The following is a 16,385-nucleotide window of genomic DNA, read 5'->3' on the forward strand; positions in this document are numbered from 1 at the left end:
ACAATAGCTTAAAAACCTAATAGTCTAATGATATAATAAATTGTCTAGAAAAAGGAGTAAAAATAATGGCCGCAAAATCTAAAGATGCTTCAAAAAATACTGAAGAAGAGTTAACTGACATCCCTGACGTTTTAAAACCTGGCAAAAACGGTGAAAGCGTAGATGAGTTAACTGAAAGTTATTTTGCAGTTTCAGTACTCCGTGATTTCGTTCTCCCCGATCTGTTGGACAAAGATACTGTGGAACTACTATACTGGGCTGGGAAAAATCTGAGTAGACAATTGATTCTTGATATGTCTAGTCTACCGGAATTATTTTCCAAAGCTGGTTTAGGTAAGCTAGAAATCACTAAGCAAACCAAAAACAGTTATCAATATACTTTGACTGGTCCTGAAGTAGAACAACGTTTTAATCTTAACAACGACAATCCAGAATTCTCGCTCGAAACCGGAATAATTACTGAAACTGTCGAAAAAACTATTGAGGCTTTCTGTTTGGGTACATACACCGTCAACAGCAAAGCAAAGAGTGTTTCAATTAAAGTTCAAATTGATCGAAACTAAAGTTTACAACAAAAAAGATGCTTAGGCAAAACCGCCTAAGCATCTTTTTTTGTGCAACTTATTTAATTAACGAATTAGTCAGTGTAACCATCAAGAATCTTAGCAAGTTGAGCCTTGCTGTGGAAACCTGTCAACTTCTCAACCACTTCGCCATCTTTTTTGATAACTAGTGTTGGGATAGCCATAATTCCGAATGATTCTGGAGTCTTAGGGTTAGCATCGACATCCATCTTTGTAAACTTAACTGCGTCATTTTCCTCTGACAATTGTTCAATAACTGGTGATTGCATACGACATGGACCACACCATGTTGCCCAAAAGTCTGTAATTACAACGCCGTCTTTTGTTTCCTCTGTAAAATCCTTATCTGTTAGTTCATCAACCATAAGATCACTCCTCTTTATACTCTGTCCATAAAATATTAACACTTCGCTACTTTTCTGGGAAACATTTTGTTTCGAGATTACAAATCAACGATCGTTGCGCCAGAACCACCGGAACTGGCTGGTGCATATCCAAATGACTTCACACGTGGATTGCGCTGTAAGTACTTAGTAACACCTTTTCTGATTACACCAGTACCGAAGCCATGAACGATCGTAACTTGATTATATCCAGCCAATAATGCCGAATCAATATATTGATCAAGCTCAGTCATTGCCTCTTCATATCTCTTACCACGTAAGTCTAACTTACTTGATAAACCTGAACTCTTAGTTCTTCTAACCATTGTTGGTTTCTTCTCAGATTCTTCTGGCTTAGCATCTGTCTTCTCCAAGTCATCTTCTGAGAACTTCATCTTCAAGATACCTAATTGAACTTCGTATTGATTGTTCTTATCCTTACGGACGATCGTACCAATTTGACCATATGTCAAAGCCTTAACTTCGTCACCGACTTTGAGTTGTTGTTTGCGCTTATTACGTCTAAGAACTTTATTCTTCTTAACCGCTTCATCTTGATGAAGGTTCTTCAAGCCGGTCTTGGCAGAAATAATCTGATCTTCCTTAACCGCTACACCAGCTTGTTCCAACTTACGCAGACGATCAATAATCTTATCGGATTCTTTACGCGATTTAGAAACGATTTGATTAGCACGCACTTTGGCAGCTTGAATTTCAGATTCCTTAGAGTTGTCTAATTCAGTACGCTTCTTCTCATAATCATCTTCAATTTCTTTATTGTGAGTAAGTTGAGCATTCAAATCTTCATTTTTCTTTTCAAACTCTTTACGACGATTTTCAAGATCCTTGATCATATTGTTCAAATCTTGGCTTTCACCACTCATCAAACTTTGTCCACGATCAACAACTTCTCGATCCATACCCAATCTAGCCGCAATATTAAAGGCATTACTTGATCCCGGAATACCGATCATCAAACGGTAAGTTGGCTTCAATGACTTCTCATCGAATTCCATGGAGGCATTGATCGTATCAGTTGTATTGTAAGCATAAACTTTCAATTCAGGATAGTGAGTCGTCGCCATGATCACGCAATCAGACTTCGATAATTTCTCCAAAATGGCGATAGCAATAGCTGCACCTTCTTGAGGATCAGTACCAGCACCCAATTCATCGATCAAGACAAGGCTACGTTCTGAAACCTTATGCATAATATTAATAATATTATCCATATGAGATGAGAATGTACTTAGGTTTTGTTCGATTGACTGTTCATCACCAATATCAACGAAAATTTCATCAAAAACTGCCACTTGACTCTCTTCATGAGCAGGGATGAATAACCCTGCTTGAGCCATTGCTTGGATCAAACCTAAGGTCTTCATGGTGATAGTTTTACCACCAGTATTAGGACCTGTGATCAGCATCGTCTTGTAATCATCACCAATCTTAATGTCGTTGGCAATAACACGATCTGGATCGATCAGTGGATGTTTGGCATCTTTTAGATCCACAACGTGATCATCTGAGATCAATGGTTCAGTTCCCTTGATTTCATTGGCATATTTAGCTTTGGCATTGATCAAATCAAATTCGCCCAAAACTTCATTATTCTTAACAATGTCATCGATCTCCGGACGAACTAAATCAGATAATTGATTTAAGATTCTGATTTCTTCAAGTTTCTCTGATGTCTGTGAATCGTGTAATCGATTATTAAGCCCTACAACGGCTTCTGGCTCAATATAAAGAGTTTGTCCACTGGCACTCTGATCGTGTACCACACCGCCAAATTTGGCACGGTATTCCGTTTTAACTGGTACAACGAATCTGTCATCACGCAAAGTAACGATTGACTCCGTCAAATACTTAGTATTCTTACCACGAGTGTAACGTTCCATTGAACTTCTTATGTCACTATTCAGACGACTGATTTGTTCACGAATATACTTCAAATCATCCGAAGCAGTATCCAATACTCGACCTGTATCATCGACTGATTTGGTGATACGCGTTGTCAAACCTGGATTATCGATCAATTTTTCATTTAAGTCATATAACTGGCGTAAGTCGATTTGATCATCTTTTAGTTTTTCAAAGAATTCTTTTAGTTCACTAGTATTCTTAAGAACCTCACCAATAGCTGCCAATTCAGTTCCGTTAAGATTACCATCTTTCTTTAAACGATTAGCTTGATCATGCAGATCAGCTAATTTTCTAACTGGAATTTCCCCTTTAAAACGAACAATATCCATTCCATCTTTTGTTTGATCGATCAAACGTTGAACGATCGACTCAACAGACATGGGCATAAGCTTTTTGAGAAGGGTGTTTCCACGTGATGTGATCAAGAATTTGCCAATTTCAGCTTTGATTTTGTCAAACTCTAGCACATTTAAAGCTTTATTATTCATATCTACTCCCTATACCTATAAAAGAAGGCTGAAACAAAATAAATTGTTTCAGCCCAATTATTAAATTTTATATCCATAAATCAGTTAACACTGATGTTAAAACTGGCGTACTTCTAATCATCGTTGAAGCAACAAATGAGTGTTGCAAAGCGTTTTGAATTCCGCTAACGGGAATCATTGCAAGTGTCAAAAGAATCATAAAGACCGCTACATAAGTAACGAGCAGCCCCAAAATTCCACCACTCAATAGGTTAATATCATTAAACATTGGATAGTATGTCAGACGCTTAAAGTAAAGTCCGACAAAACGTACGATGATCCATCCAATAAAGCACACAAAGATAAAAGCAAAGGCACGATAAAATGCATCATCCAATTCCAGACCTACTTTAGTTGAGAAGAAAGCAAATTCACTCCCCAAACTAGCAGAAGGATAAGGAACAATCATTTCAAATTTTGGTCCTAATGCTCTGAAGGACAACAAAGCGATCCCAAAGAAAATCGCAAATCCAACTGTAAAAAATGCTTGCATAACTAGTCCACGTCGGGCACCAACGTAAAAACCATAGACTAAAAATAAAATTAGTAACAGACTCAGCATTATATCCCCTTAAATAAAAAGTTCCAAAAACCATGGATCAATAAATAAATCGATCCATGGTTTCTGATAAACTATTGATCTTGACCGTCATCTGACGTAAAAGTATTCAAAACTTCTTGAACCATGTCCCATTCCTCTGGGTCTTCAATTGGTAGAAGGTCTCCGGCAGTAACATCACCGTTTTCATCTGGTTCAAATGAATAAGCTTGAAGTTCTACTTCATCAGAATCTTCATCTGCTTTGGGATATAGAAAGACATAAGACTTACCATAATCCTCTGAATCAAAGGTAAATAGAATCTTATATGTTTCCGCATTACCTTGATCATCACTTAGTGTAACTTCATCCAAATCTTTTGGTGATTCTGGATTTTCATTCATAAATATCACCTCAAACGAGTCATTAAACTCATTATTCTTTCGTTAATTTACCTTTTGCATCGAGGTAATTTTGTAGAATCATCTCAGCCGCAATTTTATCGATAACTTTTTTTCTTTTACTGCGCGAAACATTTGCTTCGTCAACTAGCATACGTTCCGCTTGGACTGTTGTTAATCTCTCGTCAATAAAATCAACTGGCAGGTTAAATCTATCTACTACCATTTGTCCATATTCACGGGACTTCTCAGCTCTTGGTCCTTCAGTGTTATTCATATTCTTAGGTAATCCCAAAACAACCCCTGTTGCTTGCTTTTCCTTAATGATCTCACCTAATCTATCCAAACCAAATTCTTCTTTATCCTCATTGATTCGAATGATCTCGACACCTTGAGCAGTCCATCCCAATAAGTCACTTACAGACACACCAACGGTTCTGGAGCCAACGTCTAATCCTAATAAGCGCATTATTTGCCTTCGTTGAGATAACTCTTAACTAATTCTTCGATTATCTCATCTCGTTCGTGTTTTAGAATCAAGTTTCTAGCGTCGTTATGACGTGGAATGTAGGCAGGATCACCAGATAATAGGTATCCAACAATTTGGTTAATTGGATTATAGCCCTTTTCTTCTAGCGATTGGTAAACACTTTGCAATGTTTCTTTGACGTCCTTGCCTTTGTTTTCATTAAAATCAAAACTCATTGTTTTATCAAGTGAACTCATGGCAAACCTCCATATAGCAAAAATTTAAGTGACCAGAAAGATTCATTACAATTATAGCCCACTTTAATAAGATTTAATAACATCTTTGGCTAATTGTAACGCATTTGTAAGACCAGCGGGATTTTTACCACCGGCTTGGGCCATATCCGGACGACCACCGCCGCCACCTTGAATTTCTTTTGCAATCTTCTTGATCACATCTCCAGCTTTGACACCGCGAGCTTGAGCATCCTTGCTGACAGCTACAACAAGACTGGCCTTTTTATCAGCACTACCGCCTAATACCAAGATGTCAGAAGATTGATCATTCTTCCACTTGTCGGCCATTTGTCTTAATGTTGCCATATCAGCTGGAATCGCATTAGCGATAACCTTAAAATCATTGATTTCTTCAATCTTGTCGAAGACTTCAGCTGATTTTTGACTTGTAAGTTTTACCTTCAAGTTTTGGTTATCACGATTCAAGGCTTTGTTATCTTCAACCAATTGCGCAGCACGGGCTGGCACATCCTTCAATTGGTTGACTTTCATATTTCTGGCTGTTTCTTGTAACAATTGTAATTGATTACTTAAGTATTCGAATGCTTCCTCACCAGTTACAGCTTCTACTCTTCGAATACCCGAGCCAATAGCTGACTCTGAAGTAATTTTGAATAATCCTAATTCAGAAGTATTGCGGGCGTGAGTACCACCACAGAACTCAGTTGAGTAATCATCAATCTCAACAACACGAACAATGTCACCATATTTTTCACTGAACATGGCGATTGCACCCTTTTTCTTTTTAGCTTCTTCAATAGGTAATACTTCTGTCTTAACGGGAATAGCATCCCAAATCTTCTCATTAACGATCTTCTCAAGATGACTGATCTGTTCATCTGTTAAGGCTTGGTTACTATTAAAATCAAATCTTAGATAACCTGGTTCAACTAATGAACCAGCTTGGTGAGTTCTTTCGCCAACGACTTCACGCAAGGCTTGATCTAACAAGTGAGTTGCTGTGTGGTTGTGACGAACTTTTTCACGGAAATCTCCATCGATCTTAAGTTCGTATTCGTCATTCTTGTTCAAAGTACTTGAAACAGTAACGACATGAATATTTTGACCATTTGGTGCATGTTGAACATCGGTAACTTCAGCTACTTGATTACCACTCATATCATAGATACCACCGATATCAGCAACTTGTCCACCCATTTCAGCATAAAATGGCGTCTTGTCAAAGATCAATTGAGCTTGGCCAACGTCCACAGATTCCACTTCAGAATCACTTACAATAATATCCTTCAGTGTAGCCTTGATCTCATTGTTATCATAACCAACGAACTCACTAGGCGTCTTGATTTCCATCAAAGTTTCATCTTGCATACCCATTGATTGTAAGTTTCCACGGGCAGAACGAGCACGTTGCTTTTGTTCTTCCATGTTCTTCTTGAAGCCATCTTCATCAACGTCAAGACCTTCATCATGTGCGTACTCGCGAGTCATTTCCAATGGGAATCCGTAAGTATCATAAAGCTTGAAAGCGTCAGCGCCATCAATAATTTTTTTATTATTTTTATGAAGAGAATCAATTATACCATTCAATAATGATAATCCATCATTAAGTGTTTCAGAAAAACGCTTCTCTTCTAGTTCAATTGTTTTAGCAATAAATTCTTTTTGTTGGCTAACTTCTGGATAGTAGCTCTCCATGATTTGACCAACGATTGGAACTAATTTGTACAAGAATGGTCCATTGATACCTAACTTCTTACCATTAAGAACCGCCCGTCTGATCAAACGTCTGATAACATAGCCACGACCTTCATTTGAAGGTAATGCACCATCACCAACAGCGAAGGAAACAGTTCTAGCATGGTCAGCGATAATCTTGAATGAGATATCGTCTTCCTTATTGGCATCATACTTGCGTCCATCACTTAATGATTCAACGTGATCGATAATTGGCTTGAATAAGTCAGTTTCAAAATTAGTCTTTGTACCTTGAAGAATGGAAACCAGACGTTCTAGTCCCATACCCGTATCAATGTTCTTATGTGGTTGTTCAACATACTTGCCACTTGGCAAATGATTGAGTTCTGAGAAAACGATGTTCCAAACTTCAAGATATCTTTCGTTCTCACCACCAGGATAGTTCTCTGGATCATCTTCAGCCAAGTTGTTGAAGCTTTGACCACGATCATAAAAGATCTCTGAATCGGGACCACAAGGGCCTTCACCGATATCCCAGAAGTTATCTTCAATTTTCAAAATATGGTCTTGAGCAATACCTACTTCTGCCCAAAGTTTTTGAGTTTCGGTATCCTTAGGATAAGTAGTTACATATAGTAAATTTTTGTCCATATCTAACCATTCAGGACTTGTTAAGAATTCAAAAGCCCAAGGAATAACTTCTTTCTTGAAGTAATCACCAACAGAAAAGTTACCAAGCATTTCAAAGAATGTTTGGTGACGGGCAGTTTTTCCGACATTTTCAATATCATTTGTACGAATACACTTTTGAGCATTAGTGATACGTGGATTCTTAGGAATCACTGTACCGTCAAAATACTTCTTCAATGTAGCAACACCTGAGTTGACCCATAACAACGTTGGATCGTTGACTGGTACTAGTGATGCACTGGGTTCAATTGTGTGACCCTTTGTTTGAAAGAAGTCCAAAAACATCTTTCTGATTTCAGCACTTGATAAATTTTTCATTTTTACTCCCCTTAAAAAAAGAGAAAACCGTTGCATATCCAAGGACGCTACTGCGCGGTACCACCTTGTTTGCAACGATTTTCGTTAGCCTCTCAACAATTATTATTTACATTTTAATTGGCAGCATCTAACGAACAACAACCTAGGCGTTCACACCAATTAGCCCTCTCTGATAGGGTTGACAGTTAGATATATCCAATGAAAATATTAACTACCGATGGAAAAAAAGTCAACTACTAACTTCCACGACGCTTATCTCTTTGCGCCTTCATAGCTTGACGATTCTTAATACGGGTTTTTTGACGTTTGTCAGTTGAAATAGCTTGTCTAATTCTCTTCTTATAACCAGGCTTTTTCTTAGTCTTTTGCTTCTTAACGAATCCGACCAATTTTGGCTCAAGTTTTTCATGTGTAGCATGACGTTGAGTACGACGATCCCTATCATAAGCTTCAACGATTTCACCATTCTTCAGATCCTTTGGTGAGAACTTGATTCCCATGTGTTCCAATTCAGCAATCTTGTTCTCTTCTCCAGGATTATACAATGTGATGGCAATACCAGACATCTTATTACGGCCAGTTCTACCAACACGGTGAATGAAGAAGTCCAGGTCATCAGGGATTTCAGCATTGATAACATGTGATACACCATTGATATCAATTCCACGAGCAGCCAAATCTGTAGCAACAACGAATTGATATTCCATGTTCTCAACTTGTTTCATAACACGTTTTCTTTCACGAGGACTCAACCCACCGTGAATTCTAGCTACCTTCAGGCCTTTAGACTTTAAGTAGTTATAGATCTCATCAACTGACTTCTTAGTATTGGCAAAAATAAGTGCCAAGTATGGTGATCCCAAAGTCATGAGTTGATAGATCATTTCTTTCTTATCACGTCCGTGAGCGAACATTAACCAGTTATCAACATTCTTAGCGATAATACTAGAATTCTTAAGTTCAACACGTTGTGGACCCTTCATATACTTCTTCAAGAAAGGTTCTAGACGTTGTGGAATAGTAGCTGAGAATACCATCATTTCGTGGTTCTCAGGCATCTTGCTAGCAATATGGTCGATATCATCTAAGAATCCCATATCTAAAGTCATATCCGCTTCATCGACAACAAAACGTTGAACATCATCAACGTGTAAGTCGTTCTCACGAATCATATCCCACAATCTACCAGGAGTTCCGATAGCGATTTGAGGTTGGTGTGCATCAAGCTTTCTCTTTTGACGGTCACGATCAGCACCACCGACATAAATAAAAGCATTGTATTCTTCTGAATAATTCTTAAGGATAGCTTGAGTATCCTCATAAATTTGGTAAGCCAATTCTCTACTTGGAGTAGCAATCAAAGCTTGGACTGTTTGGTCCTTAGTGATTGCATTCAAGATTGGCAATAAGAAGGCATGTGTCTTACCAGAACCAGTTTCTGATTGGACAATAATATCTTTCTTCTTATTAATAAGTGAGATTACAGCTTCTTGAACCGGTGTTGGTTCCTCGAATCCTATCTCCTTGAGCGATTTATTAATCGCATCATTAAAATTATATTGTGAAAATTTAGTCATCTATTCACCCTTCGATTTGAAATCTTTAACGATCTCAATCAATTCCTTAAACATTTGGTTTACTTCATCCAAATCCTTAGCGTTTGCACCACTAGCCAATGGATGTCCACCGCCATCGTGTTCCTTAGCTAATCCATTAATAATTGGTCCTTGAGAACGCAAGTGCATTCTAAAAGTACCATCGTCTTTTTGAACAGCTTCTAACCATGAAGTTACTTCATGTAAGCGTCCCGGTGTAGAAACTACTGAATTAGCCTTTTCTTGGTTAATACCCAATTTCTTCATTAAATCTAAGTCAATGATGGCCAATGCCGCACCTGATTCATCAACGTCTAAGCGATTAAACAATTCACCCTGTAACTTAGCTTGTGCCAAAGTAATTTCATTCATACTCTGATTGATACCTGAGAAGTTGATACCTAAACTAACCAACTTAGCAGCGATATTCAATGTATGCTCTGTTGTAGCTGGATACATGAAGCGACCAGTATCCCCTACTATACCAGCATATAAATAATACGCAACGGATTTGGTCAAACTTAATTCTTCAGTCGAATCAATTAAGTCAGCAATGATCTCTGAACATGAACTTGCATCAGTATCAACAAATAATTGATCACCGTATGGTTCATCATTAGGATGATGATCGATCTTGATCAAAAAGTCACCACTGTTAAAACGATCATCATCAACACGTGGAGTGTTAGCTGTATCAACAGAAATAACCAAGGCTCCATTATAGTCGTCATCACTGACTTCGTCCATGGTCGACAGCCATTTGAGTCCTTCGGCATTCTTTCCACCGATCAAGATTTTTTTATCAGGATATGCTTGACGTAATGCTGTCGCAAGTCCTGTTTGTGAACCAAGTGCATCAGGATCTGGATTCTGATGGCGCAAGATAACAATTTTATCATACTTTTTAATTGTTTCGATAATATCTGAAAAACTATTCATTTATTTCCCTCCGAGGTAAATAACTTTAATGAAACTTCTTCATAAGACAAAGGATCAAGGTTAGTGAGTGTAATCCCAAGTAGCCTGATCTTTTGATCACTTATGTCTAATTTATCATAAATCTCTTTGGCAATACGATATATTTCACCTTTGTCCTGGACATAATCCTGAAAAGTCATGCGCTTAGTAACTGTTTCAAAGTCAGAATTACGTAGTTTTAGTACCACTGTTTTACCGTGTTGCCGCTGTTTCTTTAGATCCTTACCGACAAGATCAGCCAGAAATTTTAATTCTTTTTCGATTTGTTCGTTCAAAACCAAATTCTGATTATACGTTCTCTCACGACCAATGGACTTACGAACGCGATGACCTTCAACTGGCGCGTCGTCGATTCCATGAACCCTTCGAAACATCACATAACCCATTTTACCAAAGGTATTAATGAAGACATCCTGATCCAGATTCTGCAGATCCCCACCAGTATAAATATCCATATCATGTAACTTCTTTTGCATAGCTTTGCCAATGCCGTTGAACTTTTCAATCGGAATTGGCCTCAAGAAGTCCTCAGCATATTGCCCCAATATTATCGTGCGTCCAAACGGCTTACGATAATCAGATGCCATCTTGGCCAAAAATTTATTATATGAGATTCCGACTGAACAGGTCAGGTGGGTTTCTCGAACAATTTTCTGTTGGATATAGTTGGCAACTTTTAATGTATTCGGCTCATTTAATTTGTTGACTGTCACATCAAGATAAGCTTCATCCAATGCTACCGACTGATAATTACCAGTTACTTCACCAAAGATGCTATGGATATAATCTGAAGTTTTGCGATACAACTCAAAATTAGGTGGTACGATCACCAACTTATCCCTAGGAATTAGCTCTATTGCTTGTTGTGCTGGCATGGCTGAATGCGCGCCGTATTTTCTGGCATTATAGTTGGCCGTGGTGACAACTCCGTGATGATGATTCTTTCGCGGATCAGGTGCTACGAGCAAACATTTCTTCTTATATTGTGGATGTTCTCGCTCTTCCACAGAAGCGAAAAAAGCATCCATGTCAACATGGATGATTTTTCGATTTTCTTCAATTCTAATTGGTATTTTTAAAAATCCGATAGTGCAGCACCACCTAGTCTAGTCGTCCCAGACCCATGAGTTACCATCACGTTCAAGTAATGTATCGGCTGCTTCTGGTCCCATCGTTCCACTAAGATAATTAGGGAAATCAGGTTCTTCAACATCCCATTGTTCTCTTACAGCGTCAATATACTTCCATGTACTTTGAAGCTCATCCCACAATGTGAAGTGAACATGATCACCGGCAAGAATATCGATGATCAAACTCTCATAGGCCTCACGAGCATTGTCGAAATATGTTTTATCCTCTGGAAACTTGAGAAAATCTTGATTTGCTTCAAGATAATCAATTCCATTGATCAAGATACTGTGTCCATCTTCTGGCTCGATCAAGAAGCTAACTGTTGTATTGGGTTTGATCCCTAAATCTTTAACTTTGTCATTGAAAACAATATCGATTCTTGATGACTTAGCGGGCATCCGCTTGCCAGAGCGAACGTAGAATGGTGTACCATTCCAACGATCATCACTGAATTCGATTCTACCAGCAACGTACGTTTCAATATTTGAGTTTTCATCAACATTGTCTTCATCACGATAAGCTTTTTGGTCACCCAAATTATCAGTGTCATATTGTCCACGAACAAATTCTGTCTTAACTTCTTCTGGTTGAAGGACCTTCAGACTAGCAAACAAGTCAGTCTTAACTTTATGAACAGCCTCAGCACTTAATTCCTCCGGCTTATCCATTGCAATCGATCCGATAATTTGCATAATATGATTTTGCACCATATCACGCAATGCACCTGAAGTTTCGTAGTAACCGCCACGATCTTCAACACCAAGCGACTCACCCAAAGTAACTTGAATATTTGAAACATACTTACTATTCAAAGCTTCTTCAAAGGTTGGATTCTTCATTCGAATATTAGAGATTTCTTGAATCATCTTTTTACCTAAATAATGATCAATACGATAGACTTCATCTTCTGGGAACACTCTTGATAGTGAATCATTCAATTCAGTTGCACTTGCTAAATCACGACCAAATGGCTTTTCGATAACCAGACGGTTGTATCCACCATCAGTCTTCAAACCTTCTGACTTAATGTGTTCAGCCACTGTTCCAAAGAATCTTGGTGCAATTGCCATGTAGTAGACACGGTTATGACCAGCGTCAAACTTGTCATCAAGCTTAGCTGCCAATTCTTTCAAAGCAATGTAATGTTCTGAATCATTAACATTATGTGATTGATAGAAGAAATGTTGTGCGAATGCTGTCATTTTTTCTTTATCGTCGTCGAAATCCTCTAGTGAAGTTATAACCGTTTCACGGAAGTATTCATCACTCCATGGACGACGTGCAGTACCGATCACTGCGAAGTGATCTTTTAACATTCCTGCCTGGTACAGACGATACAATGCAGGATAGAGTTTTCTGTGAGCTAAGTCACCGGAACCTCCGAATATAATAAAAACTGCTGATTTTTCTGTTGCCATTTTCCAAACCCCTTTAGATAACGTCATTAGTTATATTTTACAACATGTACAATTAAACATCTTTAATATTGTCTTTTAGTTTTTGTTTTTTTGGTTGTTTTCTGGTTGTTTTTTTATGCCGCTTACGAGTGACAGTGATTCCACCTGCTGTGGGACCAGTCCCAGCCTGAAGTACGGTCTGGGACTTCGACTTGAAGCTTTGCTTCGCAAATCTTCAAGCTCGTCCGTTTTGTAAGGCCGGAAAACCTCCGACCTAACAAAACTTTCACAGCTGGTTCCTTCACTGTCGCTCTCCAGCTAAACGCGCTGTTCGTTCACACCTAGTACCACCTATATTTATAACCCAAGTGGAGCCAGACAGATATGAGGGCAGTGAAAATGCAGTTAGTCAGCGATTTATGCTGGCTTAGTGCATGGGACGACCTTGAAGACGTGACTTCCGGCTTCAAGGCGAGGTCATAGACCGCACTTTGGCTATGACCGTTCCCCACAGCCCCCATATCTGCCTGGCGGAACGACACTCAACAAAACCATACTAAACCTTAGAGCCCACTTTAAGGCAAGAAAAAAGACTGAAACTTTTACATTTCAATCTTAAATAAACGTTCTAAAAATTATTTTTCTTCTGTTGTATCTTTTGATTCTGTCTTTTCAGCAGTATCATCAGCCTTTACATCATCACTAGCTTCAGCCTTATCTGATGTAGCTTCTTCAACTTTTTCTTCTGATTTAGTTCCTGACTTAGGAGCTTCTTCAGTTGACTTGTCTTCAGCTTTGTCTTCTGACTTAGCTGCTGGCTTATTCTTGTTGTCTGATGCTTTAACGTTGTCTTTTGGACTTGCCTTACGGATAAAGTTCAAATCAAATGTTAAATAAATACCATCACAATCAACAACAACTTCTTTGTTGTCACGATCGATAGATGCGATTGTTCCTTTAATACCACCCAATGTAACAACTTTGTCGCCTTTGCTCATATTGCTAAGCATTTCTTGACGTTTTTGTTGTTGCTTCTTTTGTGGACGAATAGAAATAAAGTACATACCAACGAACATGATTACGATAAATACTAAGAAAATTGTTGATGATCCACCTGCTGCAGCGCCTAATGTTAAATAATTCAAATTTTCCACCTCTTAATAGTTTACATACCTATATGTTATCAAAAATTTAAAGGTCTAACCACATACATTGCCTTTTAATTAAAAATAATATTAGAAATTTCGTGCATTTGCTTCATTTAGACCATATTCTTCAAAAACATTCTCTCTAAATTCTAATAAATTGTCATCGCGGATTGCTTGGCGAACACCCTTCATCAGATTCAATAGATAATAAAGATTATGATAACTAGTTAAATGTGTTCCGAATAATTCGTTAGCATTAATTAAATGACGAATATAAGCACGACTGTAATTACGACATACATAACAGTCACAATCTTCATCGATTGGACGGAAGTCACGTGCGTACTTAGCGTTTTTAACGACCAAACGGCCCTTTGTTGTCATACATGTACCATTTCTGGCAATTCTGGTTGGCAAAACACAGTCGAACATGTCGATACCACGAATAGCACCATCAATCAGAGCATCAGTTGAACCAACGCCCATCAAATATCTTGGTTTATTCTCAGGTAATAGTGGAGCTGTAAAGTCTAATACATGATTCATTTCTTCCTTCGATTCACCAACAGACAACCCACCGATTGAATAACCGGGGAAGTCCATACTTGTTAGATCCGCAGCACTTTGCTTACGAAGATCTTCGAAGCCCGCGCCTTGGACAATGCCGAACAAGGCTTGCCAATCGGGATTACGATGTGCTTCCAGTCCACGTTCAGCCCAGCGGCTAGTACGAGCAACTGACTTCTTGATATAATCGTAACTTTCGAAGAATGGTGGACATTCGTCCAAACTCATCATGATATCTGGTCCCAAGTAATTCTCGATCTTAATAGCTTTTTCAGGTGATAGGAATTCTCGACGTCCATTCAAGTGATTCTTGAAATGAACTCCTGCTTCAGTAATATCACGTGTATTAGCTAGTGAAAAGACTTGGAAGCCACCTGAATCAGTCAAGATACCCTTGTCCCAATTCATGAACTTGTGCAGTCCGCCGGCTTCCTTGACGATGTCCTCACCAGGACGAAGCCATAGGTGATACGTGTTAGCCAAGATAATGCTGGCACCGATTTTTTCTAGATCTTCAGGTGCCATATTCTTGACTGATGCCTCTGTTCCAACTGGCATAAACATTGGTGTTTCGAAAGTACCGTGAGGTGTTTCTAATTTACCAAGACGTGCGCCAGTGTGCTTTTCTTTTTTGATTAAAGTATATTTAACAGCTGGTTCCATGTATTCCCCTCTCTGAACTGGTTATGCTTTTTCTTTAAACGAGTTCCCGTTTTTCTCCACTCTCTACTTGATGAACATTGCATCCCCAAATGAAAAGAAGCGATACTTCTCGTCAATGGCGTGTTCATAAGCATTCAAAATATTTTCTCTTCCGGTAAATGCAGCCACTAGCATAACTAATGTTGACTTAGGTAAATGGAAGTTAGTAATGAATTCATCAACAACTTTCCATTCGTATCCTGGTTTTATAAAAATATCTGTCCAACCGCTATCAGCTTTGATTTCACCATTGAATTTGGTACCGATTGTTTCCAAGGTTCTGATAGATGTTGTACCTGTAGCGACAATCTTGCCACCATTTTTACGTACTTCATTCAACGTCTTAGCTGATTCTTCATCCAAACGATAGAATTCAGAATGCATAATGTGCTTGCTGATATCTGATTCTGTCACCGGTCTGAATGTCCCTAATCCAACATGAAGTGTTAAGTAAACTAGCTTAATACCCTTCTCCTGTACCTTTTCAAGTAAGTCCTTAGTCCAGTGCAATCCGGCAGTTGGTGCAGCGGCTGAACCATTTTCCTTGGCATAAACTGTTTGATAACGATCAGGGTCGTCAAGTTTTTCTTTGATGTATGGAGGCAAAGGCATTTCACCTAACTTCTCCAAGATTTCTAGAAAGATACCATCGTAGTGGAATTCGATGATCTTGCCACCGTGCTCTAATTCTTCCATAACTGTAGCTTCCAGCTGACCGTCACCAAATTGAACTTTCGTTCCCACCTTGGCACGACGAGCTGGCTTCATTAGAACTTCCCACTTGTCGCCTTCAATATTGTTCAATAACAATACTTCTTCGTGACCATCAGTATCTTCCTTAGTACCGTAAAGGCGAGCTGGCAAAACACGGGAATTGTTCATAACCAAAGCATCCCCAGGATTTAGATAATCTAAAATATCATAAAAGTGCTTGTCTTGGTATTCGCCTGTTTCATGATCTAGGACCAACAAACGTGAATGGTCGCGATCTTTGATAGGTGTTTGTGCAATAAGTTCTTCTGGTAAATTATAATCAAAATCTTCGGTTGTTAATGTCATTTCTACTCTCTCTTTTCGTA

15 protein-coding genes are annotated in these 16,385 nt (G+C 38.6%); 1 reads left to right on the plus strand and 14 read right to left on the minus strand.

Features of this window, described 5'->3' with window-relative positions; all coding sequences use genetic code 11:
* Positions 1-65: 65 nt before the first annotated feature.
* A complete protein-coding gene (locus tag JCM14932_RS03730; RefSeq protein WP_025023690.1) occupies positions 66-563 on the plus strand; it encodes a DUF2507 domain-containing protein in 498 nt (165 codons plus the stop codon).
* 74 nt (positions 564-637) lie between these two features.
* Here the strand turns inward: JCM14932_RS03730 and trxA are convergent, their stop codons facing one another.
* The 14 genes from trxA to queA form a co-directional block, all read right to left on the minus strand.
* Positions 638-949, minus strand: coding sequence for a thioredoxin (gene trxA / locus JCM14932_RS03735; RefSeq protein ID WP_025023691.1), 312 nt, complete (start codon positions 947-949; stop codon positions 638-640).
* A gap of 77 nt (positions 950-1,026) precedes the next feature.
* Positions 1,027-3,381, minus strand: coding sequence for an endonuclease MutS2 (locus JCM14932_RS03740; RefSeq protein WP_025023692.1), 2,355 nt, complete (start codon positions 3,379-3,381; stop codon positions 1,027-1,029).
* Between the two features lie 67 nt (positions 3,382-3,448).
* Positions 3,449-3,982: a CvpA family protein gene (locus JCM14932_RS03745; RefSeq protein ID WP_025023693.1), complete on the minus strand. Its 534-nt coding sequence runs from the start codon at positions 3,980-3,982 to the stop codon at positions 3,449-3,451.
* Positions 3,983-4,053: 71 nt separating this feature from the next.
* Positions 4,054-4,362 carry a DUF1292 domain-containing protein gene (locus JCM14932_RS03750; RefSeq protein ID WP_025023694.1) on the minus strand — a complete coding sequence of 103 codons (309 nt, stop codon included), beginning with the start codon at positions 4,360-4,362 and terminating at the stop codon, positions 4,054-4,056.
* Between the two features lie 31 nt (positions 4,363-4,393).
* The gene (gene ruvX, locus JCM14932_RS03755) at positions 4,394-4,828 is read right to left on the minus strand and encodes a Holliday junction resolvase RuvX (protein ID WP_025023695.1); all 435 of its coding nucleotides are present in this window, start codon (positions 4,826-4,828) and stop codon (positions 4,394-4,396) included.
* The gene (locus tag JCM14932_RS03760; protein ID WP_025023696.1) at positions 4,828-5,085 is read right to left on the minus strand and encodes an IreB family regulatory phosphoprotein; all 258 of its coding nucleotides are present in this window, start codon (positions 5,083-5,085) and stop codon (positions 4,828-4,830) included. Before JCM14932_RS03760 ends, ruvX begins: the two co-directional genes overlap by 1 nt.
* Positions 5,086-5,148: 63 nt before the next feature.
* On the minus strand, positions 5,149-7,788 hold the full coding sequence (gene alaS, locus JCM14932_RS03765; RefSeq protein WP_025023697.1) for an alanine--tRNA ligase: 2,640 nt from the start codon (positions 7,786-7,788) through the stop codon (positions 5,149-5,151).
* Between the two features lie 236 nt (positions 7,789-8,024).
* Positions 8,025-9,365, minus strand: coding sequence for a DEAD/DEAH box helicase (locus JCM14932_RS03770; protein ID WP_025023698.1), 1,341 nt, complete (start codon positions 9,363-9,365; stop codon positions 8,025-8,027).
* Positions 9,366-10,322: a DHH family phosphoesterase gene (locus JCM14932_RS03775; protein WP_025023699.1), complete on the minus strand. Its 957-nt coding sequence runs from the start codon at positions 10,320-10,322 to the stop codon at positions 9,366-9,368. It abuts the gene before it with no gap.
* Positions 10,319-11,449, minus strand: coding sequence for a DNA polymerase IV (gene dinB, locus JCM14932_RS03780; protein WP_025023700.1), 1,131 nt, complete (start codon positions 11,447-11,449; stop codon positions 10,319-10,321). The genes JCM14932_RS03775 and dinB overlap by 4 nt, the downstream gene beginning before the upstream one ends.
* 18 nt (positions 11,450-11,467) lie before the next feature.
* Positions 11,468-12,910 (minus strand): glucose-6-phosphate dehydrogenase, encoded by a 1,443-nt coding sequence (zwf, locus tag JCM14932_RS03785; RefSeq protein ID WP_025023701.1) that lies wholly within the window; start codon positions 12,908-12,910, stop codon positions 11,468-11,470.
* Between the two features lie 614 nt (positions 12,911-13,524).
* Positions 13,525-14,034: a preprotein translocase subunit YajC gene (gene yajC / locus JCM14932_RS03790; RefSeq protein WP_025023702.1), complete on the minus strand. Its 510-nt coding sequence runs from the start codon at positions 14,032-14,034 to the stop codon at positions 13,525-13,527.
* Positions 14,035-14,124: 90 nt separating this feature from the next.
* Entirely contained in the window at positions 14,125-15,267 is a 1,143-nt protein-coding gene (gene tgt / locus JCM14932_RS03795; protein ID WP_025023703.1) for a tRNA guanosine(34) transglycosylase Tgt, read from the minus strand.
* A 63-nt stretch (positions 15,268-15,330) separates the two neighbouring features.
* A complete protein-coding gene (gene queA, locus JCM14932_RS03800; RefSeq protein ID WP_025023704.1) occupies positions 15,331-16,365 on the minus strand; it encodes a tRNA preQ1(34) S-adenosylmethionine ribosyltransferase-isomerase QueA in 1,035 nt (344 codons plus the stop codon).
* Between the last annotated feature and the right edge of the window lie 20 nt (positions 16,366-16,385).

Source organism: Companilactobacillus nodensis DSM 19682 = JCM 14932 = NBRC 107160 (assembly GCF_000615905.1).
GTDB lineage: Bacteria > Bacillota > Bacilli > Lactobacillales > Lactobacillaceae > Companilactobacillus > Companilactobacillus nodensis.